The sequence below is a fragment of the Thiomicrorhabdus sp. 6S3-12 genome, assembly GCF_017571475.1.
GTDB lineage: Bacteria > Pseudomonadota > Gammaproteobacteria > Thiomicrospirales > Thiomicrospiraceae > Thiomicrorhabdus.
In genome coordinates, this window is record NZ_JAGETW010000002.1 from 186880 (window position 1) to 212082 (window position 25203).

Genomic DNA, 25203 nt, shown 5'->3' on the forward strand with positions numbered 1-25203 from the left:
CAAGAAAACACTCATTGAGGCAAGCCGTTGCAACGGAGCTCAATAGAAAAGGATTACGGATTTGAATGAATTAGTGACTGACATAGCCGGATGGATTCCGGCGGTGATACTGCCGACCGCGACCTTTATTCAGCTTGTGCGGCTTGCGGTCGTTCGCTCGGCGGTCGGCGTCAGCCTTTCGACCTGGCTGTTATTCGGCTTTGCCAATCTGGGCCTGTATGTTTATACCGAGAAGTATTTCGAAGTGCAATCGATACTGGGCTTGCTGGTCACTGCGGTGCTGGATTTCATTATCGTTGCCATGATTATCGCTTATCGCAACAAGCCAGCCGATCAACCCGCCCCATCCAAATAAACAAACCTCATTAAGCAGTAAAATGCGCTTCCATCAGTTTTAAAATGTCGTCCGCAGTGAATTCTTGCGGATTGAACTTGTACTCATCATCAACATTACCCGTCTCGGAACTTCCGACCACAAGATGTATCGCCTGTGGTGTTGCGAGTGAATTAAAACCCAGAACGATACGTTTCTTTGAAAGCGCACAGTCGATGGTACACATATCCGGTTTGTCTTTAAAAGCCCCCGCGCTTACCACGGCTTGTGTATTTAATTTCAAGAAAGTGGCAACAGCTTCGGTCGCAATTTCATGTAGATTTTCGTTTGTCATCTTTTAATATTCCGTTCTTTATTAACTTTATTTTTTTCTAATTCCGTTTGCAATCAAATGCGTCGCCAATAACGCCAACAGCTTATTTCCAAAACTCGGAAATCGCGGCGATGCCTTGAGCGCCGTTTTGCTTTGCCGAATTTAACAGTTCGGTTTTCATCCCGCCCAAAGCAAACACCGGCACCGGAATGGCTTTAACCATTTCCCGGAAGGCATCCCAGCCGAGCGCTTCCATATCCGGATGGGTCGCGGTCGGCAGCACCGGCGAGAGCAGAATAAAATCGGCACCGATTTTCAGAGCCTGTTTGATCTCATCAGTATTATGCGTCGATGCACCGAGTAGCTTGTCTTTTGCAATCGGGCGCTCATCGTAAGCAAACAGTTGGTTGGAAGCCAGTTGAATGCCGTCCGCCTGAGTCTGTGCCAGCATTTCCGGCGTGCCGTTAAGCATCAGTTTCGCGCCCGCCTGATGAACCGCGTCGATATTTTCCTGCGCCAGTTTTAGCACTTGCGCTTCGTCCAGCCCTTTGGCGCGCAGTTGAATCAATTTAATGCCGTCTTTCAAGACTTTAGCCAGTTTGCTAGAGAAATCCTCGGCATCGGAAAACTTGCCGCTGATCGCATAACGGTCGCCCAGTTCCAGAGCGGTCAGTATGCCGTGATTAGCCTCAGGGAATGTCAGTGCTTTCAGCTCCGTTTGATTAAACCAGCGCACCTTCTGCCCCTCTTTTCCGTGCGGCGTGCCGTCAAAGTCGTAGCTCTGATAGACATGCAAACGAACGGAAACCTTTTCATAGTGCCACGGAATCTCGATCAGCGGTTCCCAGTTATCGGTCTCAACGCCGAGCTCTTCAATGAATTCACGCTGTATGGCTTGTTCAATCGACTCGCCGGCTTCGACCTTGCCGCCAGGGAATTCCCAGTGGTCGGCATGGCTTTGATGCTTCTGCCGTAAGCTTAGACAGATTTCGTTTTCACAGCGCAGAACACCGACGGCAATATCCAGAAACGTTTTTTGCATTGAACTAAGATCCCATTCATTTTGTCTAGCGCTATTGTAAGGCATTTTTTTCGGCTAAAATAAGCAGCATTTCCAACATAACGAAAGCCGAATTTTATGAGTCAATACTGGAGTCAGCTGGTCCACAGCCTCACCCCTTATGTTCCCGGTGAACAGCCTAAGGTCGATAACCTGATTAAACTGAATACCAACGAGAATCCTTACCCTCCTTCTCCGATGGTTTTGGCGGCAATTAACGAGCAGACCAACGAAAAGCTGCGTCTGTACCCGGATCCGAATTCCGATCTGCTGAAACAGGCGATTGCCGACTACCACGGCATGCAGACCGATCAGGTGTTTGTCGGTAACGGCTCCGATGAAGTGCTGGCGCACTGCTTTCAAGGCTTGCTAAAACAGGACGCGCCGCTGCTTTATCCGGATATCACTTACAGTTTTTATCCGGTGTATTGCGGGCTGTACGATATCGATTACGAAACCATTCCGCTGAATGACGATTTCGAGATCGTTGCCGAAGATTATCAGCGCGATTGCGGCGGGATTATTTTCCCGAATCCGAACGCACCGACCGGCCGCCTTTTGGCTCTGGATGTCATTAAGCAGCTGCTGGAGATGCACCCGAACCGAGTTGTCGTGGTGGATGAAGCCTATATCGATTTCGGCGGCGAAAGCGCAATCGCGCTGGTTAATGAGCACCCTAACCTGCTGGTTATCCAGACGCTATCCAAATCGCGTTCTCTGGCCGGAATTCGTGTCGGCTTTGCCATTGGACAGGCGCATCTGATCGAAGCGCTGGAGCGCGTTAAAAACAGCTTTAACTCCTATCCGATCGACCGTCTGGCGCTGTACGGCGCAAGCGCTTCTTTTGCCGATGAAGAATATTTCCAGGATGCTTGCCAGAAGATTATCAATACGCGTGAAACGCTGGTGTCGGCCATGAGCGGAATGGGCTTTAAAGTGATCCCGTCGGCGGCGAATTTTATCTTTGCCAGCCATCCGAACAAGGATGCCGAAGAGATCGCACTGGCTCTGCGCGAACGCAAGATTATCGTACGCTACTTCAATAAACCGCGTATCGACCAATACCTGCGTATTACCATCGGCACCGATGCCGAAAACGATGCCTTGATTGCAGCCTTGAAAGAGATTATCGGTTAATCTTTCTCAACCAGTATTCAAGCAATAAAAAAAGGGAGCCAGGTTTAAAACCGGCTCCCTTTTTTACTTTATTCACAAAGACCTACCGCAAACGCCAATGGGCCCCTTTGAAATGAATTTTACAGTGACTTAACGAAAATTTTGCATGAGCGGCGGTGACTGTTCGAAGCTCGCATAGCGAGCAAGTTAAAGCCGCGCAAAATTAAGTGCTCGTCACTCTTAATGAATGGATCAGGGGTGTCTTTCTTTCGCTTCCTTTCTTGGACAAGCAAGAAAGGAAGAAAAGATCGAAAGAAAATATCAAATCCGCTGAATTGCGGTACAAAGGTTAAAAACGAAAATATTAAGAACGATACTCGGCATTGATCTTCACATAGTCGTATGAGAAGTCCGTGGTCCACACCGTTTCATACACCGGACCGCGATTCAACCAGATGGTGATGTCGATATCGGTTTTATCCATCACCGCCTGTCCTTGCGCCTCGGTATACTCTTCCGCACGACCGCCGTTTCTGACGATACAAACGTCGCCCAGATAAATCTCCAGAGCGTTAATATCCAGATCTTCAACGCCGGCACGCCCGACTGCCGCCAGGATACGTCCCCAGTTCGGGTCCGAAGCAAACAGCGCAGTTTTGACCAGCGGAGATAGCGCTACTGCATGCGCAACTTTCAGAGCTTCTTCTTGCGTTTTGGCTTCTTCGACAATCACCGAAACAAACTTGGTCGCCCCTTCACCGTCACGGACAATCATCTGCGCCAGTTCGGTCATGATTTCACTCACCGCTTCGGCAAACACATGATAATTCAGCGTATTCGGATCGGTGATCTCTTCCATATCGGCTTGCTGCGTCGCGCTCAGCGTACAGGCGTCATTAGTCGAAGTATCGCCGTCGACGGTAATGCGGTTAAAGCTGACATTGACCGCATCGCTCAGCGCTTTGTGCAGACATTCCTGCGAAATTTTCGCATCTGTCGCGACAAAGCCGAGCATGGTCGCCATATTCGGGTGAATCATACCCGAACCTTTGGCCATCCCGGTCAAGGTCACACTGGCACCGTTAATATCGATCACGCGGCTGACCATTTTAGGCACCAGATCGGTAGTCATAATCGCGTGCCCGGCCTCTTTCCAGCCGTCAATCTTCAGGTTCGCCATGGCATCCGGAATCCCCGCCTCGAACTTTGCCATCGGCAGATTTTCACCGATGACACCGGTCGAAAACGGAAGAACCTCTTCAGACGAACAGCCCAACTCCTTGGCCACCAGCGCACAGGTTTCCAATGCATCACGCATCCCCTGCTCGCCGGTTCCGGCATTGGCGTTTCCGGCGTTAATCACCAGAGCGCGCGGAGCACTCTTGGCAAGATTTTCTTTGGCGACCGTGACCGGAGCCGCACAAAATGCATTTTGGGTAAAAGTCGCCGCCGTCAGCGTGCCTGCGGCCAGTTCGATAACCACCAGATCCGACTTACCGTTTTTCTTGATTTTAGCGGCGGTCGTACCCAGATAAACACCGGCGACCGGATGAATGTTCAATACCTGTTGAGAACTCATGATAATTCCTTCAACTTGAAATCGTTTTAAGGCGCGACTTGGAACGCGCCCATTGTGAATGACCAATTAAAAAACCCACTGAGAGAAATCTGCGAAGACTCGTCAGTGGGCTGTTTGTCGCGGTTTAAGCGCTATCTTAGCTTAATTTTCCGCAGCACTGTTTATATTTTTTGCCCGAGCCACAAGGACAAGGATCATTACGGCCGACCTTCGGCGTATCGCGACGGAAAGTGCTTTCGCCGTTCTCGTCTTCGGACGCTTCGGCCGTTTCCTGCTCCATCGCGTTGTTCATTGCATCGGCAATGCCCGCAGCGGCTGGATGCGTCGCTTCCAGATGCTCAGGCTGATGCGCCTGCTCTTCATATTCGGCAACATCCTGCTGACCGCCGATCTGAACCAGAGACAGGATCTTAACGGTTTCCAGAGTCACTTCATACAGGAAGCCTTTGAAAAGTTCGCCCGACTCGCGACGGTATTCCTGGAAAGGATCTTTCTGTGCATAGCCGCGCAGGTGAATACCGCGACGCAGATAATCCATCTCCGCCAGATGCGCGCGCCATTGCTTATCGATGGTACGCAGCAAAACTTCTTTCTCGAAATGATGGCGAGTGTCTTCATCAACCACAGCCATCTTCTCCTGATAACGCTCTTTAAGCTCGGTAACGATTTTTTCGATCAGCGTCTCTTCATACAGGTTCTTGTCTTCTTCAAGCCACTGTTCGATAGGCAGCTCCGTACCCAGCTCTTCGTGCAACGCTTTTTCCAGATTCGGAATATCCCACTGTTCGTGCAGAGAACCAGGAGGCACGTAGGTTGCAACGATCTGTTCAACCACCTGTTCGCGAAGGCCATCCAGTACATCGGTAACCTCTTCGGCGTCGGACGACATCAACTCGTTACGCTGGGTGTACACCACTTTACGCTGTTCGTTGGCGATATCGTCGAACTTCAACAGGTTGGCACGCTCGTCCTGATGCATACGTTCAACCTGCTTCTGAGCACGTTCGATCGACTTGGTAACCATTTTATGCTCGATCGCTTCATTTGACGTCATACCAAGGCGTTTCATCATTCCTTTAACACGATCGGAAGCAAAACGACGCATCAGATCATCATCCAGAGACAGATAGAAACGGGTAACACCGACATCCCCCTGACGACCTGAACGACCACGCAGCTGGTTATCGATACGACGCGATTCATGACGTTCGGAACCGATCACTTTCAGACCGCCAAGTTCCAATACTTTATTGTGGCGTTCCTGCCATTCGGCTTTAACTTGAGCAATCTTCTCTTCGCTGGCATTTTCCCCTAGCTCTTCAAGTTCCATCTCAAGGTTACCACCCAATACGATATCGGTACCACGACCGGCCATATTGGTTGCGATGGTAACGGCGCCCGGACGACCTGCATCGGCGATAATGCTTGCTTCCTGTTCGTGGTGTTTAGCATTCAGAACGCTGTGTTTGATTTTTTCCTGCGTCAACAAACGCGACAGCAGTTCCGACATCTCAATCGACGCCGTCCCGACCAGAATCGGCTGACCGGTTTTGGTGGTCTCGCGAATATCTTCGACGATCGCAGCGAACTTGCCATCCATATCCAGGAAGACCAGATCCGACAGATCTTGACGCTGCGGCGTCTTGTTCGGCGGAATGACCACAACTTCAAGATTATAGGTCGACAGGAATTCGCCCGCTTCGGTATCGGCGGTACCGGTCATACCGGAAAGTTTTGCATACTGTCGGAACAGGTTCTGGAAAGTGATCGAAGCGAAAGTCTGACTCTCCTGCTGGATTTTCACACCCTCTTTGGCTTCCATAGCCTGATGCAGACCTTCGCTCCAGCGACGTCCCTGCATTTTACGACCGGTAAATTCATCGATGATCACCACCTGACCGTCTTCGACGATATAGTCGCGATCTTTCTCGAATAACAGGTGCGCGCGCAAAGCGGCATTGATGTGAATCATCAGACCGATATTGGTGGCATCGTACAGAGAGTCTTCTTCCCCGAGAAGCTCGACGTCAACCAGCATCTGTTCGACCTTGGCGTGACCGTCGTCGGTCAGGAATACCTGACGCGATTTGGCGTCAATAATAAAATCGCCGGTTGTCTCTTTGGTCTCAGGATCTTCTTCACCTTGTTCCAGATGCGCAACCAGCGGATTGATCTTCTGATACAGTTCCGCTTTGTCCTCGGCCGGGCCGGAAATAATCAACGGCGTACGCGCTTCATCGATCAGAATCGAATCCACTTCATCGATAACGGCAAAGTGCTGATCGCGCATAACACGCTCTTCGGCAAAGATCGCCATATTGTCGCGCAGATAATCGAAACCGAATTCGTTATTGGTTCCGTAGGTGATGTCCATTGCATAGGCCATCTGCTTTTCCTGCTGGCTCTGACCCGATACGACAACACCGGTGCTCAGTCCCAGAAATCCGAAAAGCTGCCCCATCCATTCGGCGTCACGCTTGGCCAGGTAATCGTTTACGGTGATGATGTGAACGCCTTTTCCGCTCAGGGCGTTCAAATAGGCCGGCAGAGTCGCGACCAGCGTTTTCCCTTCACCGGTGCGCATCTCGGCGATTTTGCCCTGATGCAGGGTAATCCCACCGACCATCTGCACATCGTAATGGCGCATACCGAAGACACGCTTACCGGCTTCACGAACCACCGCAAACGCTTCCGGTAGAATATCGTCAAGAGTTTTTCCGTTTTCCAGAGCCGCTTTGAACGCTTCGGTTTTTGCTTTCAGTTTTTCGTCACTGAGTGCTTCCAGCCCCGGTTCTAAAGCATTAATTTGCTGCACAATTTTTCGATACTGTTTCAGCAGTCGTTCGTTGCGGCTACCAAAGATTTTCTTGAAGATATTAAACGCCATTGGTTAATCAATTCCGATTGTTTCTTGCTTTTCAATTAGTTGAATTCTGAGTGACTTCCCGTTTTATCTAATGCCTGACGGATGACTTTTCAATAGCTGTCATTCCGTTAAACTGCAGATAAACCTTTTTGCTCATCTATTTTGCCGAAATTATGCGGTAAAATGAAGCGGATATTCTAGCACAATCAAAGATAAGCACCGAGTGAAACCTTTACTAACTCAAGCGCAAGGTAATTTAAAAAACTTATTGGAAAGCGCCCAGTTTTTTCAGCTGCTTCTGGAAACCGGTCGTGACCATTTACCGGGCGAATTGCAGGCACATTTAGTCGGCGTCAGTTTTGAAGAACGGACGCTGGTTTTGCAGCTTGATGCGTCCATCTGGGCGACACAGCTGCGTTTCTACGAACCGTCGATTCTCGGGAGTTTCCAGCAGGATTTTCCGCATCTGGAGTTAAATCGGGTCAAAGTCAGCATCTTGCCGCAACAAGAGCCCCCTGCCAAAAAACGGAATGTGAGCAGTCACCCGAGCGAGTTGGATGCTCAGAGAATGCGTCAATTGAGTCAGGAAGTGGAATCCCCGGAACTGAGTCAGGCGCTGTTGAAGCTCAGCCAAAGAGCAAAAAACCCCGATAATCAATGACTACCGGGGTTTTGTCTTAAAGCTTAAACGACCAGACTGGAAGAGTAGCTGACCGGAGGATTCGAGCCTTCATACTCGACCAGTTCAAACGCATCCGGCTGTTCAAGCAAGGCACGAATCAACTGGTTATTCAGTGCGTGTCCCGACTTGTGGGCGTTGAACTCGCCGATCACCGGATGACCAAGCATATAAAGATCACCGACCGCATCCAGAATCTTGTGGCGGACAAACTCATCCTTGTCGCGCAGACCTTCGGCGTTGACAACGCCTTCATCGCCAAGACCGATTGCATTTTTCAGGCTCGCACCCAATCCAAGGTTCTTGGCACGCAGCATATCCATATCTTTCATAAACCCGAAAGTACGCGCACGCGACACTTCTTTGAAATAGGCTGTCGCAGAAAATTCCAGCGTCATTTTTTCCGCGGTATTTTCAAAGGCCGGATGCGAGAAAGCGATTGAGAAGTTCAGGCGATAACCGTCATAAGGAACGAATTCCGCCCAACCGCCCTGATCGTTTTCGACGCGAACCGGCTTAAGAATACGCACAAAACGTTTCGGAGCGTCCTGTAGCTGAATACCGGCGGCCTGCAACAGGAACACGAAATGCGACGAACTGCCGTCCATAATCGGAACTTCATCCGAACTGATATCAATATAGACGTTATCGATTCCGACGCCGGCCAGTGCGGACATCAGGTGTTCAATCGTAGCGATTTTCAATTGTTCATTGACGATCGTGGTACACAAAGTGGTTTCACCGACAATCTGCGGCGACACTTTGAATTCCACGACCGGATCCACATCGATTCGGCGGAAAACGATTCCGGTATCCACCGGCGCAGGGCGCAAAGTCATGACCGACTCGTGTCCAGTATGTAGCCCGATGCCCTTCGCCTTAATCGAATTTACTAAGGTTCTTTGATTCAATGTCAAACTCGTTTATTCATTTGTAGGCGCAGTCAAACTGCGCTTGATTAAACCTTCCGCCCAAGCGTTTTTATTCAACAACGCTTTACTTCTGGGACAGAATACATAAGAACGCTTCTGCGCTCATCCGAAGTTTAATCCTGCTTGGTATATTGGTAATTATCAAAATCTGCTTGTTGTCAGGCAGGCTTATATTTAAGCAAAGAGGAATATTATCATAAGTTGACCTCTGCTAAAGCATAAAGCAGAGGCGATTGAGAAATCGTTAATAAAACTATCTGGAAAAGCCGCATAATTCGTCAAAGAATGACAGGAGGGTTACAGCCGCTTTTCAATTTGACGATTTGAGAAACTGAAACCGGATTAGAAGCTGGAAGATAACCAGTTTTTGAAACGACGGAATCGGTCGGTTGTTCTTTCCAGAAAACTTTCGTGGTCTTCAACGGTGAATTCGTAGCCGGGATGATCCAGATCGAAATTCTGCTGCGCATACAGTAACAGACCGATTGCCGTCGAAAGTTCGGAGTGGTTGATCTCGTTGACCAGACCACCGCTCAGGTAATCGCTTTTCGGCAAACCGATGCGCACCGGCATATCAAAAATTTCTTCCGCCAAAGGCACGCTGCCGAAAATCATTGAGGAACCGCCGGTAATCACGATTCCGGCGCCGAACATCTCCTTGGAAAAGCCGTCTTGCTTAAGACGCGCTTCGACGCTTTCATAAATCTCTTCCATACGCGGACGAATCACTTCGGACAACAGGCGCTGACTTAAGGCAAAAGGCTCGCGTTCGCCGACGCGCTGAACGTCGAATTTGAAATCTTCCTTAATCAGGCTCGGCATGGCGCAGCCGTACTGAACTTTGATTTTTTCCGCCGAGTCGGTCGGGGTGTTGAAAGCGATGGCCACATCGTTGGTGACATAGTTACCGGCAATCGGCAGAACCGCCGTATATTGCATAGAGCCATTGCGATAAACCGTAATATCCGTGGTTCCGCCACCAATATCGACGACACAGACGCCCAGCTCTTTTTCGTCTTCGCTGAGAACCGCTTCACTGGCCGCTAACTGCGCCAGTACCGGCGTACTGTCGTGCAGTCCGGCGGAATGGACGCATTTTTCGATATTACGTACCGCGCTCTGGCTGGCGGTAATAATGTGCGTTTTGACCTCAAGGCGCTTGCCGGCCATACCGACCGGTTCAAGAATGCCTTCCTGCATATCCAGGGTGAATTCCTGCGGCAGAACATGCAGCATACGCTCTTCGGACGGCGAATATTTACCGGCATGCGCCTGATCGGTCACGCGCTGAACATCTTCCGGCGAAACTTCGTTATTAATGGTCACGACACCGTGCGAGTTGATGCTCTTGATGTGGCCGCCGGTAATCCCAATATAAGCGGAATCCACTTCACAACCAGCAAAATCTTCGGCTTCTTCAATCGCGGTTTTAATCGAGCGTTTGGTTTCCTCGATATTAATCACCACACCGTTTCGCAGTCCTTTAGTCGGAACAATACTGTATCCGCGAACTTCAATCTGGCCTGGAGAAAGTTCCCCGATCACCGCCTTGATTTTTGAGGTTCCGATATCTAAACCGACAATAATATTTGGACTACTTTGCATGTTCGCCATCCGTGCCACTCCACCCTGCTTTAAGCTTAAGGTCTAATCTTTCTAATGTTTATATTTCTTTTGTTATTTCGCCATGGTTACGGTGTTTTCTTACCGACCACAAAACCATTACTATAGCGTAAATCAAAGGTCTCTGCGGATTTTATCAGGTCTTGCGATAATTGCTTATAGGCCTGAAAAAAGAGACGCAGTTTACGCTGCCACTGCTCGTCTTCCAGTATCACGCTCTGACCGCCAGCCAGGTAGATCTGCCAGATTTTGCCCGGTTTGTACGCCAGGCCGACCAGTGCCAGATTATGTTTCTGAAACAGTTCGTTAATTTCGACCCAGCGCTGCAATACCAACTGGCTGGAATCAAGACTGCCGTCAAGAACTACAAGATCCCGATAGCCTTCGATACTGTAAGGGAAAAACACCTGCCCCTGATGATTAATCAAACCGTTTTCGCCCCAACGGGCAACCGGTTTCTGCTCGAACACCTGAACATCCAACTTATCCGGCCAGATCCGGCTGACTTCGGCTTTAACCACCCAGTCAAGCTGTGTCAGACGCCCCTGAATCTCGTCGATCGGCACGTCCCAGAAAGAGACACCCAGATAACTTTTTAAAACCCGGTCAATGTCTTCCGGCCGAACTTCATTCAACTGCGATTGCACCTGATACGAACTGATGCCTTTGGAAAACCAGTGATCTCCGCCTTTATTCGGCAGCATTAACCAGGCACTGAAGACCAGAGCCAGCGCCGTAACCAGAAGCCAGAAAGCAACCTTGGGTAACTTGGACGGCTCCGCGCCCTGACCTGTTCTTCCCTGCTCGACTTCGGCTTGTTCTGGAATCATAAAAGCGGATACCCTTTTAAAAGCTAAGCTATTTCGCGCACTGCAGAATACGTTTTACCAACTGCTGGAAATCGATACTCTGCGCCTTCGCCGCCATCGGCACCAGACTATGATCGGTCATTCCCGGCACGGAGTTCAATTCGATCAGCCACGGCTGGTTATTTTCATCCAGCATCAGGTCGACGCGCCCCCAAGTGTCGGAGCCGACAACAGAAAACGCCTGGAGAACGATTTTTTGGATCGATTCCGTCAAAGCGGAATCCAGCTCCGCCGGACAAAGATATTGTGTATCGTTGGACTGATATTTTGCTTCGAAATCGTAAAAGACATTGTTGGTCTTTAACTCGATTAACGGCAAAGCTTCACCGTCAAGAACCGCACAGGTAAATTCACGGCCGGTAATCCATTGTTCGATCAGTACTTCTTTATCGAATTTCTGCGCTTCATCGACCGCCGCCTGCAACTGCTGCATTGAATCGACTTTCTGCATTCCAATGCTCGATCCCTCATGAACCGGCTTGACGATCACCGGGAACTGCAGCGGAAAGTTCTCAGTATTCAGTGGTCTATGCTCGTTTACCCAGACAAAGTTCGGTGTCGGCAGATCTGCACCGCGCCACAGCCATTTAGTGCGCAATTTATCCATGGCAATTGCGGAAGCCGCCATTCGGCTGCCGGTAAAAGGCATTTTCAAATCTTCAAGAATGGCCTGAACCGTACCGTCTTCGCCCCAGCGCCCGTGCAGAGCGATAAAGGCAACGTCATATTCGCTGGCGACTTGCTGCAGCTGCGACAGACTGGAAACGTCAATCCCCGTGGCGTCGATTCCCTGCGCTTGCAAGGCTTCGGTTACCGCCTGACCGCTGCGCAGCGAAATTTCTCTTTCCGCAGCGACGCCGCCCATTAAGACGGCAACTTTACTTTGTTCATTTAACTCGAATAACACTCTCAATCCCTTGTTTTATTCTTATCGCGACGGTTCCGCTGGAAACTTTCTAACTCTGGACGTTATCCGCCCATTTTTTCGCCAACTGCCCGATATCACCGGCGCCCATCACCAGCAACAGATCGTCGTCGGTTAGCACTTCCGAGCAAAGCGTATCGAGTTCGTCGAGACTTTCGGCATAGATTCCATGCCCGCCACGGGTACGCAATGCCTGCAAAAGCGCTTTGGAATCGAAGTTTGCCAGCGGCTTTTCACCAGCCGGATAAACCTCGCTCAAGATCACCAGATCGGCCATCAGCAATGCCTGTACAAAATCATCGAACAGATCGCGTGTGCGGCTGTAGCGGTGCGGCTGGAAAAGCAGAACCAGACGTTTATCTTCAAAAGCGTTACGCGCGGTCTGCAACGTCGCCTTTAATTCCGTCGGATGGTGTCCGTAGTCATCGACCAGTGTGACCTTGTGACCGCCGATCGCGCGCTGCGGATAGACTTCAAAGCGGCGCCCCACTCCGGCAAACTCCTGCAATGCCTGCTGAATAGACGAAAAATCAACATCCAGTTCGAGCGCGACGCATATTGCGGCCAAGGCGTTCAGAACATTATGTTCGCCCGGAATATTCAGACACACCGGCAGCAGCGTTTCCTGATCGGGAAGTTTGACGTCAAAGCGCATGGTCATGCCGTCCGCACGGACATTTACCGCACGGATATCGGCATCTTCGCTAAAACCGTAACTGACGAATTTACGACTGATTTTCGGCAGGATTTCGCGGATATTGTCGTCGTCCAGACAGACGATGACCTTGCCATAAAACGGCAGACGCTGAATGAATTCGATAAAGGTGTTTTCCAGATTGCGGTAATCACCTTGATAGGTTTCCATGTGATCCTGATCGATATTGGTAATCACCGAAAGCATCGGCGTCAGATGCAGGAAAGAAGCGTCGGATTCGTCTGCTTCGGCAACCAGATACTGGCTGGCGCCGAGACGGGCATTGGAGCCGATCTGATTAAGCTTTCCGCCGATCACATACGTCGGGTCGATACCGCCCTGCGTCAATACCGCGGCAGTCAGGCTGGTGGTCGTGGTTTTCCCGTGGGTTCCGGCAATCGCGATACCAAAACGCACTCGCATCAGCTCCGCCAGCATTTCGGCACGAGGGATCACCGGAATACGCGCTTCACGAGCCCATTCGACCTCGGGATTATCCTTGCCTATCGCTGTCGAGACGACAACCACATCGGAATGTTTGACATGCTCGGCATTGTGCCCGATCTGTATCAGGGCGCCTAAGGAGATAAGATGCTCAACTGTGGCATTCTTACGAATATCGGAACCGCTGACGGTATAGCCTAAATTCAGACAAACTTCAGCAATGCCGGCCATGCCGACGCCGCCGATTCCGACAAAATGAATCTGTTTAACTTGTTCTTTCATTCCCGAAAAGATCTATTTCCAAAACTCTATCTGCGCATATCATACAATGCCCCGCAGAGGAATTTGAGATTTTCCCTCTACTTTATATGCGTTTATTTGTGCTTTTAGAGTTTTCTCTCTCCTTGTTGCAAAATCCTGTAAACGCCTACTCGTGCCGTAAAGCGTCGATCGGGTTAAGGCGCGCCGCATTTCGCGCCGGAAAATATCCGAACAGCACGCCCACCATCGCCGAAAAGACAAACGCCAAAGCGATAATGCTGTAATCAAGCATAAAGGGAATGCCCATCAGAGCGCTGCCGACGGAGGACGCCAGCAAGGCGAGCAGAATTCCGATTATTCCGCCCAGAGACGACAGCACCACCGCCTCGACCAGAAACTGCAGCAGAACTTCCTTCTCCAAAGCCCCGATCGCCATGCGTATGCCGATTTCACGCGTTCGTTCAGTCACCGAGACCAGCATGATATTCATAATCCCGATGCCGCCGACAATCAGACTGACCGCCGCCACAGCTCCCAACAGCATGGTCATTACTTTGGTGGTTCCGGTCAGAGTATTGGTTATCTCCCGGGTGTCCATAACCGAGAAATCGTTCTTTTCGTTGTCGCTCAAGTGACGTCGATCACGCAACAGCATAGTAATTGCGCGGTTCACCACATCGGTATCGATATTGGGTTTCACCGAAATGCGGATCATGCTGACATCCTGATTACCGCTCAATCGACGTTGAACCGTTTTGATCGGCATAATAATCGTATCGTCCTGATCACTGCCCATCATCGACTGCCCTTTGCTTTTCAACAGCCCGATCACCTCACAGGAAAAACTGCCCAAACGCAGCTTTTTACCCAAAACATCTTCTCCGCTGAGCAGCTCTTTGGCGATGGTATTACCGATTACGCAACGGTTTTTGCCGGACTTGAGTTCGCTGTCGGAAAATTTGCGCCCCGCAGCCAGCTCCCAGTTCCCGGTAATAAAGTAGTCGTTATTGCTGCCGACAACCGAACTGGACCAGTTTTCATTGCCGTAAACAGCGGTTACGGATGCATTGGCCGTCGGCGCCACGGCAACAATCGACGCCACCTGCTGACGAATGGCTTCGGCATCCTCCAGATTGAAGCTTTTCCCGCCGGAACGCTGACCAGGCCCCATACGCTGCCCGGGACGCACCATCAGCAGATTGCTGCCGAGGCCGGAAATTTCCGCCGCCACCTGAGCGGTCGCACCGTTCCCCAGAGTCACCATGGTAATGACCGCCGCGACCCCGATAATAATCCCCAGCATGGTCAAAATAGAGCGCATAAGATTGCGTCGAATCTCTCGCACGGCCAGTAGAAATGCATTCCAGATCATTGCTTCGCCTCCTGATATTGATCGCGTTCGACCTTGCCGTCAACGAAGTGAATCAAGCGATTGGCGTAGGCAGCCATCTCCGGCTCATGCGTCACCATCAGAACGGTAATCCCCAGATCGGAATTAAGCCGACTGAGCAGCGCCATAATCTCTTCACTGCGCGCCGTATCCAGATTCCCGGTCGGTTCGTCGGCCAGCAGAACTTTAGGATTGGTCACCAGTGCCCGGGCAATCGCCACCCTCTGTTGCTGACCGCCCGAAAGCTCTCCCGGCGCGTGATCTTCCCAACCTTGCAGGCCGACCAGTTCCAGCGCCTTGCGCGCCGCCGCATGTCTTTCACTGCGCTTTAAACCACGATACACCAAAGGCAGCTCGACATTTTCCAGCGCCGAGGTTCGGGCCAGCAGGTTAAACCCCTGAAACACAAAACCGAGGTAGTTGCGTCTTAAAAGCGCACGTTGGTCGCGGTTCAACGTTTCCACATGAACGCCGTGAAACAGATACTCTCCGGAGGTCGGCGTATCCAGACAGCCAAGAACATTCATTACCGTCGATTTGCCCGAACCGCTCGGCCCCATAATAGCGACAAACTCACCCTGATGAATCTGAAAATCGACCCCTTTCAGAGCCAGAAACTCCGACCCGCCCTTACCGTAGGCTTTGACAACCCCTTTGAATTCAATCAGAGGCGCTTCCCGAGATTTCATTGCAAAGGCACCTCGACACCGACAATCAGCTCATCTCCTTCCGCAAGTTCCCCTTCCAGCACTTCAACCATTCGCCCGCTGCTTTCGCCGGTCTTGACCAACAGTGCTTCAGGCAGCCCTTGATTCAGGCGCCATACCCGCTGATAACCCTGCGGAACCGACTCTTTTTTCACTGTCATATTGCTGCGACTGCGTGGACGCGGCATTAAGGAATCCAGCACGCTTTTATCCTGAACTTCCTGACCGTTGCCAAGCAACTCCGGCGTAAACCGAGTCGCGGCGATCGGAATCATCAAGGTGTTCAGACGTTCCTTGACCAGAATATCCGAGGTCGCCGTCATGCCCGGGCGTAGTTTCAAATCCGGATTATCGACTTCAAGCAAAGTCGTATAAGTCACCACGCCGTCGGTGCTTTCGGAACCGAAGCGAACCTGTTTAATGGTCGCCGGAAATTTCTGATTCGGGTAGGCATCGACGGTAAAACTCGCTCTTTGCCCGGCATCCACCAGACCAACATCCGCTTCGTCCACATCCACCTGCAATTCCATCTTGGTTAAATCTTCGGCCAGGGTGAAAAGCACCGGCGCGGTCATGGAAGCCGCTACCGTCTGACCGACCTCTATCGAACGGATCAGCACGATTCCGTTGATCGGCGACACAATTGCGGATTTTTTGATATCGGTCAGATACTGTTCAAGACTGGCCTTAGCCTGCTCCACCTGAGCGGCGGCGGTTTGCGTTGCCGCCCGGGCGCGCTGCATACTGGCCTGCGCAGCCAGCAAATCTGCCTGCGACGGTAGTTTACCGGCACTCATTTTACGGATATTTTGCAGGCGCTGATATTGAGCTTCCGCCTCTTGAAGCGTCGCCTGAGCCTCAAGAACACCGGCTTCGGCAACTTTAAGAGACGCTTTCGACTGCAGCACCTGGGCTTGCAGTTTATCGGTATTCAATTTCGCCAACAGCTGACCCACTTCGACCCGGTCGTTATAGTCGACCAGAACTTCATCAATCTTCCCGGATAATTCACTGCCCACTTCGACCTCATTGGTAGGTTGTAAAGTTCCGGTCGCCGAAACCGTCACCCGAATATCGCCCTTAGAGGCCTTCCCGAGTTCGTATATCGGCTGACCGCTCGTCGGCGTACTTTGCACATAGAGCCAAAAGCCATACACAACCGCTGCCGCGAACAAAACCGTAAGCGCCCAACGCCATTTTTTCGACTTGGTTGTACGATCCAACTGCAGCTCCTGCTTCAGACGTTCCGTATCATTACTGGCTTGATTATCGTTTTGCATGGCTTACCTCTTCCACTTCTGCCGTTTTGTGTACTGAAGCGGCATAATTTTCTGTCGTGTTCTTGCTATCTTCCGTCTCATCGGCTTGCTGCATTGCCCAGTGTCCGGCGATCGCTTTGGACAAAGTAATCACCTGGGCCAGCTCGGATGCATGCGCCTCGACACTTTGCTTGCGCAGTGACAATCGGGTTCTTTGCGCATCCATGACATCGGAAAAATCGAGTTCCCCGGCCTGATACTGGATCAATGCCAGTTTCTCCTCTTCCCGAGAAGTTTGTAGTGCAGACTCCAACGCCAGATAGGTTTCCCGGCTGTGCTGCAAATTGGCTAGTGCATTTTCGGTCTCCTGCAAAGCGCTCAATACCGTTTTGCGATATTGCAGAACCGCCTGTGCTTCAGTTTCCTGCTGGGCGTCAAGCTGTCCTTGTCGCAACTCGCCGTCAAACAGGGTTTGCGCCACACTGGCCGACAGCGACGACACCAGTGAACCGATGTTAAACAGATCGCTCAAATTGCTCGCCCCCCAACCTAAACGGCCGCCGAGTGCAAAACTCGGCAAAAGATTGGCTTTGGCCACGTCGGTTTGCGCCATAGCGGCAAGCACTCTCTGCTCGGCCGCTCTGACATCCGGTCTTTGGCGTAACACTTCGGAAGGCAGCGGTAGAAAGATTGAATCGGGCGTTGCCGGCAACGCGGAAATATCGCTTAAACCTGTCGGCAGGTCACCCGGCTGTCGCCCCAATAAAACGGCCAGCTGATGCTGCGATTCCAGGATGCTCTGACGCAACGGAGGAAGCGTCGCTATCGTCTGCTGATAACTGCGCCGAGCCTGCTCAACGTCCAGCTGCGAAACCTGTCCCGCGTCCGCCTGCCAGGTCGTCATTTGCAGCGCTTCCCGCCAACTTGACAAAGATTCTTCGGTAATCGCCAACTGCGCCTGAGTACTGCGTAAGGAAATATAATATTTGGCCACTTCGGCACTCAACGAAACCAGCGTATCGGCGAAATCGGCTTGTGCCGCCGACAACTCGGCATCCGCCGCCGAAAGAGAACTGCGGTTCGCGCCAAAAACATCCGGTTCCCATGAAGCATCAACAACGGCCGAATAGGCATCCGTCGTAACATTGGTATCATGATTACGGCTGGTACTGAAGGCGCCGCTGGCGCTTACCGTCGGCAACAGCGCCGCATTGGCCTGCTTGCGATAAGCTCGGGCCTGGCGAATGGCCGACTGTGCCGAAAGCACATCCGGATTGGCTCGGATCGCTTCTTCAATCAGTCTATTCAGCAGCGGCTCCTGCAATGTTTGCCACCACGGCAGACGCGAGTTCACTTCGGGGCTTTCATTCTGGATAAAGCCATGCGAAACCTCAGCACCCTCTTTATTTGCCTGCCACTGTTCGGGCGCCTTCTCCCGCGGCACTTCCCGAACCTGCGGTGCGGAGCAGGCGGACAATAAACAAACGGCAAGTGCGCCGCTTATTAAAGGGAGTTTCATGCTTTATCTCCTTTTCATGAACCGGTTCGATTGCAAATTCCAGCCCGAAACACTCGTTTTCTATGGGAGTAGTTAGAGGTTAAGAGGCGTGTTCAGCCAAACCGAGGCGCCAGAAAGGGCCACTAAGAGATACTATAAAACAGCAACGCTCAACAGTGCTTCGAGAAATAAGGAAAAAATAAGGAAAAGCGTATCGGCGGGAAAAGGCGTTAATGAGCCGACACGGACAGACACAAAGACAGACTCGCGCAATGCAATTGCCCCGAAAGGAAGAACGATGTTTATTGCAGCGTCGCAGCGGAGTTATCGGCTTCCGTACTCTCCGGACTTTCGTTTTCGGCGATTTCACCCGGCTGTGAAACCGGTTGCGGGATTACCCAATAGAATTGCGCCAGTATGACCGCCAACTCGGAAGGCTTGGCAAGTGGATCGGTGATTTCGTATTGCGAATTTCCTCCGCCGACCGTTCCCTTCTGCAGCGCCTGATCAATAATCGAAAGAATCGTTTCCACGCCGTCGCCGAGCAGCTCTTTACGCTCCGGATTCCACCAGAGCCGGAGTTTTTCGCGATCCGAAATATGCGGCAGCGGTTCCAGTTCCAGAAAAATCCACTCCAGCGGCGGATTCCCCTGTTTAGATTCGGTTGTCATCAAGCACCTGCATTGTTTGGTTGAATGTATTTCAAACCATTCTAGCAAAATCCCTTTCCGGTAATGCCTAAAAGCAAAAAACCTCTGCGAAAAACTTCGACAGAGGTTTTATGACTGTTAGCTAAATTTACAGCAAATCGCGCCTTTACAACAGCATGTCCTTGGCTTCATTCAAAGAATCGATCAAACGGTCAATGTCTGCAAAGTTATTGTAGACACCGAAAGAAGCGCGGATCGTCGCAGGCACGTTAAAGTGCTGCATCACCGGCATGGCACAGTGGTGACTGGCACGTACGGCAATTCCGTCCTGATCCATCAGCGTCGCCATATCATGCGGATGAACACCGTCAATCACAAAAGAGACCACGCCGCCTTTATTGTCCGCTTCGCCGATCACCTTCAAGCCGTCGATCTCTTTAAGACGCTCGGTCGCATAACCCAATAACTCGGCTTCATAGGCGGCAATCTCATCCAGACCAATATCCTGCAGGAATTTCATCGCCTCGCCCAGACCGATCGCCCCTTCAATATGCGGTGTGCCGGCCTCGAACTTGTAAGGCAACACATTGTATTCGGTCTTATCGAAGGTGACCGAATAGATCATATCCCCGCCGCCCTGATAAGGCGGCATGGCTTCCAGAAGTTCTTCCTTGGCATACAATACGCCGATACCGGTCGGGCCATACATCTTATGCCCGGACAGCGCATAAAAATCGCAATCGATATCCTGTACGTCAACCTGCATATGCGGTGTCGCCTGAGCGCCGTCAACCAAAACTTTCGCGCCGACCGAACGGGCGATTTCCGCCATTTCCTTCACCGGGTTAATGGTTCCCAAAGCGTTCGACATCTGAGTCACGGCCAGCAGTTTGGTTTTTTCCGAAACCATACCTTTCAATGCATTCAGGCAAACTTCACCTTTCTGATTGATGCGCAGCACCGACAGACGGATACCGATCTGATCGCGTAACAGCTGCCACGGAACAATATTCGAGTGGTGTTCCATTTCCGTGATAATGACCTCATCACCGGCTTTCAGATTGGAGCGCGCCCAGGATTGAGCAACCAGGTTGATCGCTTCGGTGACACCGCGCACGAAAACGATTTCGCGCGTCGATTTCGCATTCAGGAATTGACGCGCCGTTTCACGGGCGCCTTCATAAAGCTCCGTGGCACGTTCGCTCAATCCATACACACCGCGGTGTACGTTGGCATTCTGCCAGCGATAGTAATCTTCCACCGCTTTGATAACCCGTTCCGGCTTTTGCGAAGTGGCACCATTGTCCAGATAAACAAGCGACTGCCCGTTCTCTTCCTGCCGCAGAATCGGAAACTGTTCGCGAATTTCAGCAAACTTTGCTTTCATTAAAAACCTCTTAAATTCGACTCTATGGCGTGCTTAGGCCAGATGCGTTTTTTCCAGCGCCGTTTCCAGCTCGCTCATCACCCAGTGACGGATCTGCTGATCGGCAATCTCTTCGGCCGGTTCCAGCAGAAACGCTTTGGTGATCATGCGCATCGCATTCGCCTTATCGATACCACGGGCCTGAAGATAGAAAATCTGGTTCTTGTCGATCTGACCGGTTGCCGAACCGTGCGAGCATTGAACGTCGTCCGCATAAATCTCCAACTTTGGCTTGGCGTCCATTTTCGCCTTATCGGAAAGGAGCAGGTTTTTGTTATCCATCTGACCGTCGGTCTTCTGCGCCTGCTGATCGACACGGATCATACCGTCGAAAACACCGATCGCATCGTCGTCCAGAACATACTTATGCAACTGACGGCTAAAGCCCCACTCCTGGTTGTGCTCGGTATAGGTACGTGAATCGACCGTCTGTTTTCCACTTGCGATACAAGCGCTGTTCTGACTGTTTTCAATACGCTCGCCGTCCATATAAAGATGGTTCTGGTGACGAGTGACAACGCAGCCGCTAGAAGCGAAGAACGTATTGAAATGACTTTCCTGTGCCTGAGTAATGAACTGGTTGTTAAAGTAATAACTTTCGCCGTTCTGTTGCTGCAGAATGACCTGCTTGACGCGTGCATGCTTGGCAACATTGATTTCGGTAACGATGTTGTTGCACCCGGCACCTTCCGAATGCAGAGAGACATAGCGCTCGACCAGAGTCACCTCCGCATTCTGGCCGACATCGATACGGTTGCGAACCGCACTCAGATGCTCGGCCTTGGTTTGCAGATGCAGAATAAACAACGGCAGTTCCAAAGTCGTATTGGCCGCTAACTGCAGACTGAAACCATCGCTCATCAACATGGAGTTCATGCAACCGAAAGGTTCCGACAGAATTCGTTCTTCATCGGCAAACAGCTGATCCAGTTCGCTGTTCATGCTCAGCGTATCGGAAAAGGATTCCAGGCTGATGCCTTTCGGCAACTCGGACAGGTCGTCCGACAAGGATTCGCTGAACCAGCCGTCAACGAAAACCAGCTTAATGACCGGAAAGCCCGGCATATACCCTTGGATCTTGTCTGCAACCGCTTCGGAAGTTCCTACGGTCGTAAAGTGGTGCTGAATAAAACCGGTCAGCTTAGTGTATTTCCAATCTTCGTCTTTCGCAGTCGGGAATGCTTCCGCTGCAAACTTTGCCTGAGCGTTTTCGCGAACCTGCTTTAAAAAACCGTTTTCTGCAGTACTTTTGGCCTGCGCCTGCTGCAAATAAAAATCGCGCGCTTGCTGCGCGACCGGAGAGAGTTTTTTCGCCATTGCTTAATCCCCTCTCGATTACGCGTTTTTATACTGCTGAACAATCTCATCGTAGCCGTTTTCTTCCAGCTCCAGCGCCAGTTCGAAACCACCGGACTTGATGATTCGGCCATCATACAAAACATGAACATGGTCCGGTTTGATGTAGTCCAGAAGACGCTGATAGTGGGTTACGACAATGAAACTGCGCTCGTCGGAACGCAAAGCATTGACCCCGTTGGCAACCTGACGCAAAGCATCGATATCCAGACCGGAATCGGTTTCATCCATAATGCACAGTTTCGGTTCCAACAACGCCATCTGGAAAATATCGTTACGTTTTTTCTCACCACCGGAGAAACCGACGTTTACGGAACGCTCCAACAGGTCGGCACGCATATCCAGCAATTCGATCTTCTCTTTGGCATATTCGTCAAAGTCGAACATATCCAGAGGCGCCAAACCGCGTTCTTCGCGCATCGCATTGACCGCCGTCTGCATAAACAGTTTGTTACTGACTCCCGGAATTTCTACCGGATACTGGAAGGCCAGAAACAGACCTTTGCGCGCACGCTCTTCCGGGTCAAGGTCAAGCAGATCTTCACCGTTGAACTCGACTTCACCGCCGGTCACTTCATAATCTTCACGTCCGGCCAGAACACTCGCCAGAGTACTTTTACCGGCACCGTTCGGCCCCATAATGGCATGCACTTCACCTGGCTTCACTTCAAGGTTCAAGCCTTTCAAAATCTGCTTTTCTTCGATTTCCGCCTGTAGATTTTCAACTTTTAGTAGCATGATATTTTCACTTCAAAATTTTTAAATTAGCTTGTCCGCAAGGCGCCGTTACAGGCCATTGCGGCTGAATAAGGTTTATAGATCCTTCGGAACTGTATCTGTCTTTAACCGACCGAGCCTTCCAGAGAGATCGCCAGAAGCTCTTCCGCTTCCTGGGCAAATTCCAGCGGCAGCTCGGAAAAGACCTCTTTACAGAAGCCGTTGACGATCATAGAGATCGCATCCTGCTCGGAAATCCCGCGCTGCTGACAGTAGAACAGCTGATCTTCTCCGATTCGCGAAGTCGTCGCCTCATGTTCGATCTGAGCCGTCGAGTTTTCCACTTCGATATAAGGGAACGTATGCGCCCCACACTGGTCGCCGATCAACATCGAATCACACTGGGTAAAGTTACGCGCGCCTTCCGCCGACGGCATGATTTTCACTTCACCGCGGTAAGTGTTATCGCTCTTTCCGGCGGACAGCCCTTTGGAGATAATCGTGCTGCGAGTATTTTTACCGATATGGATCATCTTGGTTCCGGTATCCGCCTGCTGACGTCGGTTGGTCAAGGCGACCGAATAGAACTCACCGATTGAGTTATCACCTTTCAGGATACAACTCGGATATTTCCAGGTAATCGCCGAACCGGTTTCCGCCTGCGTCCAGGAAAGTTTCGAGTTCTTACCTTCACAGATACCGCGTTTGGTTACAAAATTCAGAATCCCGCCTTCGCAGTCTTCGTCGCCCGGATACCAGTTCTGCACCGTCGAGTATTTGACTTCGGCATCTTCGTGTACGATTACCTCAACCACCGCGGCGTGCAACTGGTAAGTATCGCGAACCGGCGCCGAACAGCCTTCCAGATAACTGACATAACTGCCTTTTTCGGCAATCAGAATGGTACGTTCGAACTGACCGGTTTTCGCTTCATTGATACGGAAATAGGTCGACAGATCAATCGGGCAGCGGACATTTTCCGGGATATACACAAAGGTTCCATCGGAGGCGACTGCCGAGTTAAGCGCAGCGAAATAGTTATCGTGGTACGGCACAACCGTACCGAGATACTTCTGCACCAATTCCGGATGGTCTTGAACCGCTTCCGAGAAGGAGCAGAAAATAATCCCGTATTTTGCCAGTTCTTCACGCTTGGTCGTCGAAACGGAAATCGAGTCAAAAATCGCATCGACCGCAACATTAGCGTCGTCACCGGCAATCGGCACACCCAGCTCGGCAAAAGCCTTAGCTACTTCCGGATCGATTTCCGGCTCGCCACCCTCTTCGGTCGAACAGGCGCCACCGCAGCTTCCGCATTCCGGAGCCGAGTAATAGGAGTAGTCCTGATAGTCCAACGGTTCGTACTTCGCTTTGGCCCAGTGCGGTTCCCGCATTTTTTCCCAATGTCTGAAAGCCTTAAGGCGGAACTCAAGCATCCATTCCGGCTCGTTTTTCTTGGCCGAAATCGCACGAACCACTTCTTCATTGATTCCTTTTTCAAAAGTCTCGACCTGGGTTCTGGTTTCAAACCCCTCGCGATAATTGAATTTCTTTTTCAGAATCTCATTGATTTCTTCGTATTCGGACTCGACCTGCCCTTGTCGGGTCAAATCGAGCATTTGATTTGCTTCAGCCATATTACTAACGCCTAATATTTTAATTTCGGAGCATTTTAGTGGGTTATTACCGCAAAGTCCATTTTGAGCGCCTTTTTCCGGTATGAAAAAACGATCTCAACCCTGCGAATAAAAGGGTTATTTTTTATTAAAATTCATACAGTTAATTGTATCATTGATTGCATGCTTCAAGCATTTGTTGCAGCCAAGCCTCATCGAGCTCAAAGCCCTGCAGGCGTAACTGTTTGTCCCGCAAGGCAATTTCCCGTTCGTCCGCAGCAAAGGTATCCCAGCGGTACGCCGCCCCTTCGAGCGCGACCCGGTTGTCATATTCTAAAGTCTCCAATACGCCCTGAACCCGGATCAATTTCATTCCAAGTGCAGTTTTTGCATTATCCAATACCATCAGCAGATGCTCCAAACTGACCCGATTCAATCTGAACTCGAAGCTCTGCAGATCGGCAAACCGATTCTGCGGCAGCGAACGCTTTTGCGGAGTCCGTTCTAACAGGGCGCTCAATCCCTGCGGCACGGTCTGTTGCAGACTCATTAACACCGGCGTATCCGCGGCGTTGTCACGTAACCAGTTTTTCCACGCCATCTGAACCGATAATTCCGATGCTTCCAAAAAATTCAGCACGATTGAATCCGCAGCCGTAATCAGCTGCTGCAAAATCTCTTCCAGCCACAGATCCCTCGGCATCAGCCAAAACGAACGGCTATCGATCACCAGGCATTTATGTCCGGACTCCCTGCTATAGATTTCATCCAACGCCTCTAGATCAACAATATCTATTGCATCATCAGATGATTTACGCCACTGTTCGGCAAGACGATGCTTGCCGCTTCCCGGCAAACCATAGAGCAACACCCGAGATTGCATGCTATC

22 protein-coding genes are annotated in these 25203 nt (G+C 51.0%); 3 read left to right on the plus strand and 19 right to left on the minus strand.

Annotated features, from left to right (window positions below; all coding sequences use genetic code 11):
• Positions 1 to 61 precede the first annotated feature (61 nt).
• Positions 62 to 355, plus strand: coding sequence for a hypothetical protein (locus J3999_RS03865; protein WP_208126649.1), 294 nt, complete (start codon positions 62 to 64; stop codon positions 353 to 355).
• Positions 356 to 365: 10 nt separating this feature from the next.
• Here the strand turns inward: J3999_RS03865 and J3999_RS03870 are convergent, their stop codons facing one another.
• Together J3999_RS03870 and J3999_RS03875 are read right to left on the minus strand one after the other, a co-directional pair.
• Positions 366 to 668, minus strand: a complete 303-nt coding sequence (locus tag J3999_RS03870) for a hypothetical protein (RefSeq protein ID WP_208126650.1) — start codon at positions 666 to 668, stop codon at positions 366 to 368.
• Between the two features lie 82 nt (positions 669 to 750).
• A complete protein-coding gene (locus tag J3999_RS03875; RefSeq protein ID WP_208126651.1) occupies positions 751 to 1689 on the minus strand; it encodes a Nudix family hydrolase in 939 nt (312 codons plus the stop codon).
• A gap of 96 nt (positions 1690 to 1785) precedes the next feature.
• On the opposite strand from J3999_RS03875, the gene hisC reads away from it, so the two are divergent.
• The gene (gene hisC / locus J3999_RS03880) at positions 1786 to 2844 is read left to right on the plus strand and encodes a histidinol-phosphate transaminase (RefSeq protein ID WP_208126652.1); all 1059 of its coding nucleotides are present in this window, start codon (positions 1786 to 1788) and stop codon (positions 2842 to 2844) included.
• Positions 2845 to 3187: 343 nt separating this feature from the next.
• Here the strand turns inward: hisC and argJ are convergent, their stop codons facing one another.
• Both argJ and secA read right to left on the minus strand, forming a co-directional pair.
• A complete protein-coding gene (argJ, locus tag J3999_RS03885; RefSeq protein ID WP_208126653.1) occupies positions 3188 to 4402 on the minus strand; it encodes a bifunctional glutamate N-acetyltransferase/amino-acid acetyltransferase ArgJ in 1215 nt (404 codons plus the stop codon).
• A 136-nt stretch (positions 4403 to 4538) separates the two neighbouring features.
• Positions 4539 to 7289: a preprotein translocase subunit SecA gene (gene secA, locus J3999_RS03890; RefSeq protein WP_208126654.1), complete on the minus strand. Its 2751-nt coding sequence runs from the start codon at positions 7287 to 7289 to the stop codon at positions 4539 to 4541.
• A 202-nt stretch (positions 7290 to 7491) separates the two neighbouring features.
• On the opposite strand from secA, the gene J3999_RS03895 reads away from it, so the two are divergent.
• A complete protein-coding gene (locus tag J3999_RS03895; protein WP_208126655.1) occupies positions 7492 to 7929 on the plus strand; it encodes a DciA family protein in 438 nt (145 codons plus the stop codon).
• Positions 7930 to 7952: 23 nt separating this feature from the next.
• Here J3999_RS03895 and lpxC read toward each other — a convergent pair whose 3' ends face one another.
• The 15 genes from lpxC to J3999_RS03970 form a co-directional block, all read right to left on the minus strand.
• On the minus strand, positions 7953 to 8858 hold the full coding sequence (gene lpxC, locus J3999_RS03900; RefSeq protein WP_173284334.1) for a UDP-3-O-acyl-N-acetylglucosamine deacetylase: 906 nt from the start codon (positions 8856 to 8858) through the stop codon (positions 7953 to 7955).
• Positions 8859 to 9221: 363 nt separating this feature from the next.
• On the minus strand, positions 9222 to 10484 hold the full coding sequence (gene ftsA / locus J3999_RS03905) for a cell division protein FtsA (protein WP_243755293.1): 1263 nt from the start codon (positions 10482 to 10484) through the stop codon (positions 9222 to 9224).
• Positions 10485 to 10570: 86 nt separating this feature from the next.
• A complete protein-coding gene (locus J3999_RS03910) occupies positions 10571 to 11332 on the minus strand; it encodes a cell division protein FtsQ/DivIB (protein WP_208126657.1) in 762 nt (253 codons plus the stop codon).
• 28 nt (positions 11333 to 11360) lie between these two features.
• Entirely contained in the window at positions 11361 to 12278 is a 918-nt protein-coding gene (locus tag J3999_RS03915; protein WP_371811851.1) for a D-alanine--D-alanine ligase, read from the minus strand.
• Between the two features lie 49 nt (positions 12279 to 12327).
• Positions 12328 to 13716 carry a UDP-N-acetylmuramate--L-alanine ligase gene (gene murC, locus J3999_RS03920; protein ID WP_208126658.1) on the minus strand — a complete coding sequence of 463 codons (1389 nt, stop codon included), beginning with the start codon at positions 13714 to 13716 and terminating at the stop codon, positions 12328 to 12330.
• Between the two features lie 145 nt (positions 13717 to 13861).
• Complete coding sequence (locus J3999_RS03925) at positions 13862 to 15067, minus strand: ABC transporter permease (protein WP_208126659.1); 1206 nt, start codon at positions 15065 to 15067, stop codon at positions 13862 to 13864.
• Positions 15064 to 15774, minus strand: coding sequence for an ABC transporter ATP-binding protein (locus tag J3999_RS03930; protein WP_208126660.1), 711 nt, complete (start codon positions 15772 to 15774; stop codon positions 15064 to 15066). Before J3999_RS03930 ends, J3999_RS03925 begins: the two co-directional genes overlap by 4 nt.
• Positions 15771 to 17072 carry an efflux RND transporter periplasmic adaptor subunit gene (locus J3999_RS03935; RefSeq protein ID WP_208126661.1) on the minus strand — a complete coding sequence of 434 codons (1302 nt, stop codon included), beginning with the start codon at positions 17070 to 17072 and terminating at the stop codon, positions 15771 to 15773. The genes J3999_RS03930 and J3999_RS03935 overlap by 4 nt, the downstream gene beginning before the upstream one ends.
• A complete protein-coding gene (locus J3999_RS03940; protein ID WP_208126662.1) occupies positions 17059 to 18570 on the minus strand; it encodes an efflux transporter outer membrane subunit in 1512 nt (503 codons plus the stop codon). The genes J3999_RS03935 and J3999_RS03940 overlap by 14 nt, the downstream gene beginning before the upstream one ends.
• 281 nt (positions 18571 to 18851) lie before the next feature.
• Positions 18852 to 19220, minus strand: a complete 369-nt coding sequence (locus J3999_RS03945) for a hypothetical protein (protein WP_208126663.1) — start codon at positions 19218 to 19220, stop codon at positions 18852 to 18854.
• A gap of 145 nt (positions 19221 to 19365) precedes the next feature.
• Positions 19366 to 20586 (minus strand): aminotransferase class V-fold PLP-dependent enzyme, encoded by a 1221-nt coding sequence (locus tag J3999_RS03950; protein ID WP_208126664.1) that lies wholly within the window; start codon positions 20584 to 20586, stop codon positions 19366 to 19368.
• Positions 20587 to 20619: 33 nt separating this feature from the next.
• Positions 20620 to 21942: a Fe-S cluster assembly protein SufD gene (sufD, locus tag J3999_RS03955; RefSeq protein ID WP_208126665.1), complete on the minus strand. Its 1323-nt coding sequence runs from the start codon at positions 21940 to 21942 to the stop codon at positions 20620 to 20622.
• An 18-nt stretch (positions 21943 to 21960) separates the two neighbouring features.
• Positions 21961 to 22719: a Fe-S cluster assembly ATPase SufC gene (gene sufC, locus J3999_RS03960; RefSeq protein ID WP_208126666.1), complete on the minus strand. Its 759-nt coding sequence runs from the start codon at positions 22717 to 22719 to the stop codon at positions 21961 to 21963.
• Between the two features lie 104 nt (positions 22720 to 22823).
• Positions 22824 to 24335: a Fe-S cluster assembly protein SufB gene (gene sufB / locus J3999_RS03965; protein WP_305791379.1), complete on the minus strand. Its 1512-nt coding sequence runs from the start codon at positions 24333 to 24335 to the stop codon at positions 22824 to 22826.
• A 151-nt stretch (positions 24336 to 24486) separates the two neighbouring features.
• On the minus strand, positions 24487 to 25197 hold the full coding sequence (locus J3999_RS03970) for a GTP-binding protein (RefSeq protein ID WP_208126667.1): 711 nt from the start codon (positions 25195 to 25197) through the stop codon (positions 24487 to 24489).
• Positions 25198 to 25203 lie beyond the last annotated feature (6 nt).

Excerpts from the sequence above, each read along its gene's own strand:
- J3999_RS03870 (WP_208126650.1), bottom strand. The coding sequence starts at position 668 with ATGACAAACGAAAATCTACATGAAATTGCGACCGAAGCTGTTGCCACT.
- J3999_RS03875 (WP_208126651.1), bottom strand. The coding sequence starts at position 1,689 with ATGCAAAAAACGTTTCTGGATATTGCCGTCGGTGTTCTGCGCTGTGAA.
- hisC (WP_208126652.1), top strand. The coding sequence starts at position 1,786 with ATGAGTCAATACTGGAGTCAGCTGGTCCACAGCCTCACCCCTTATGTT.
- argJ (WP_208126653.1), bottom strand. The coding sequence starts at position 4,402 with ATGAGTTCTCAACAGGTATTGAACATTCATCCGGTCGCCGGTGTTTAT.
- secA (WP_208126654.1), bottom strand. The coding sequence starts at position 7,289 with ATGGCGTTTAATATCTTCAAGAAAATCTTTGGTAGCCGCAACGAACGA.
- ftsA (WP_243755293.1), bottom strand. The coding sequence starts at position 10,484 with ATGCAAAGTAGTCCAAATATTATTGTCGGTTTAGATATCGGAACCTCA.
- J3999_RS03910 (WP_208126657.1), bottom strand. The coding sequence starts at position 11,332 with ATGATTCCAGAACAAGCCGAAGTCGAGCAGGGAAGAACAGGTCAGGGC.
- murC (WP_208126658.1), bottom strand. The coding sequence starts at position 13,716 with ATGAAAGAACAAGTTAAACAGATTCATTTTGTCGGAATCGGCGGCGTC.
- J3999_RS03925 (WP_208126659.1), bottom strand. The coding sequence starts at position 15,067 with ATGATCTGGAATGCATTTCTACTGGCCGTGCGAGAGATTCGACGCAAT.
- J3999_RS03930 (WP_208126660.1), bottom strand. The coding sequence starts at position 15,774 with ATGAAATCTCGGGAAGCGCCTCTGATTGAATTCAAAGGGGTTGTCAAA.
- J3999_RS03935 (WP_208126661.1), bottom strand. The coding sequence starts at position 17,072 with ATGCAAAACGATAATCAAGCCAGTAATGATACGGAACGTCTGAAGCAG.
- J3999_RS03940 (WP_208126662.1), bottom strand. The coding sequence starts at position 18,570 with ATGAAACTCCCTTTAATAAGCGGCGCACTTGCCGTTTGTTTATTGTCC.
- J3999_RS03945 (WP_208126663.1), bottom strand. The coding sequence starts at position 19,220 with ATGACAACCGAATCTAAACAGGGGAATCCGCCGCTGGAGTGGATTTTT.
- J3999_RS03950 (WP_208126664.1), bottom strand. The coding sequence starts at position 20,586 with ATGAAAGCAAAGTTTGCTGAAATTCGCGAACAGTTTCCGATTCTGCGG.
- sufD (WP_208126665.1), bottom strand. The coding sequence starts at position 21,942 with ATGGCGAAAAAACTCTCTCCGGTCGCGCAGCAAGCGCGCGATTTTTAT.
- sufC (WP_208126666.1), bottom strand. The coding sequence starts at position 22,719 with ATGCTACTAAAAGTTGAAAATCTACAGGCGGAAATCGAAGAAAAGCAG.
- sufB (WP_305791379.1), bottom strand. The coding sequence starts at position 24,335 with ATGGCTGAAGCAAATCAAATGCTCGATTTGACCCGACAAGGGCAGGTC.
- J3999_RS03970 (WP_208126667.1), bottom strand. The coding sequence starts at position 25,197 with ATGCAATCTCGGGTGTTGCTCTATGGTTTGCCGGGAAGCGGCAAGCAT.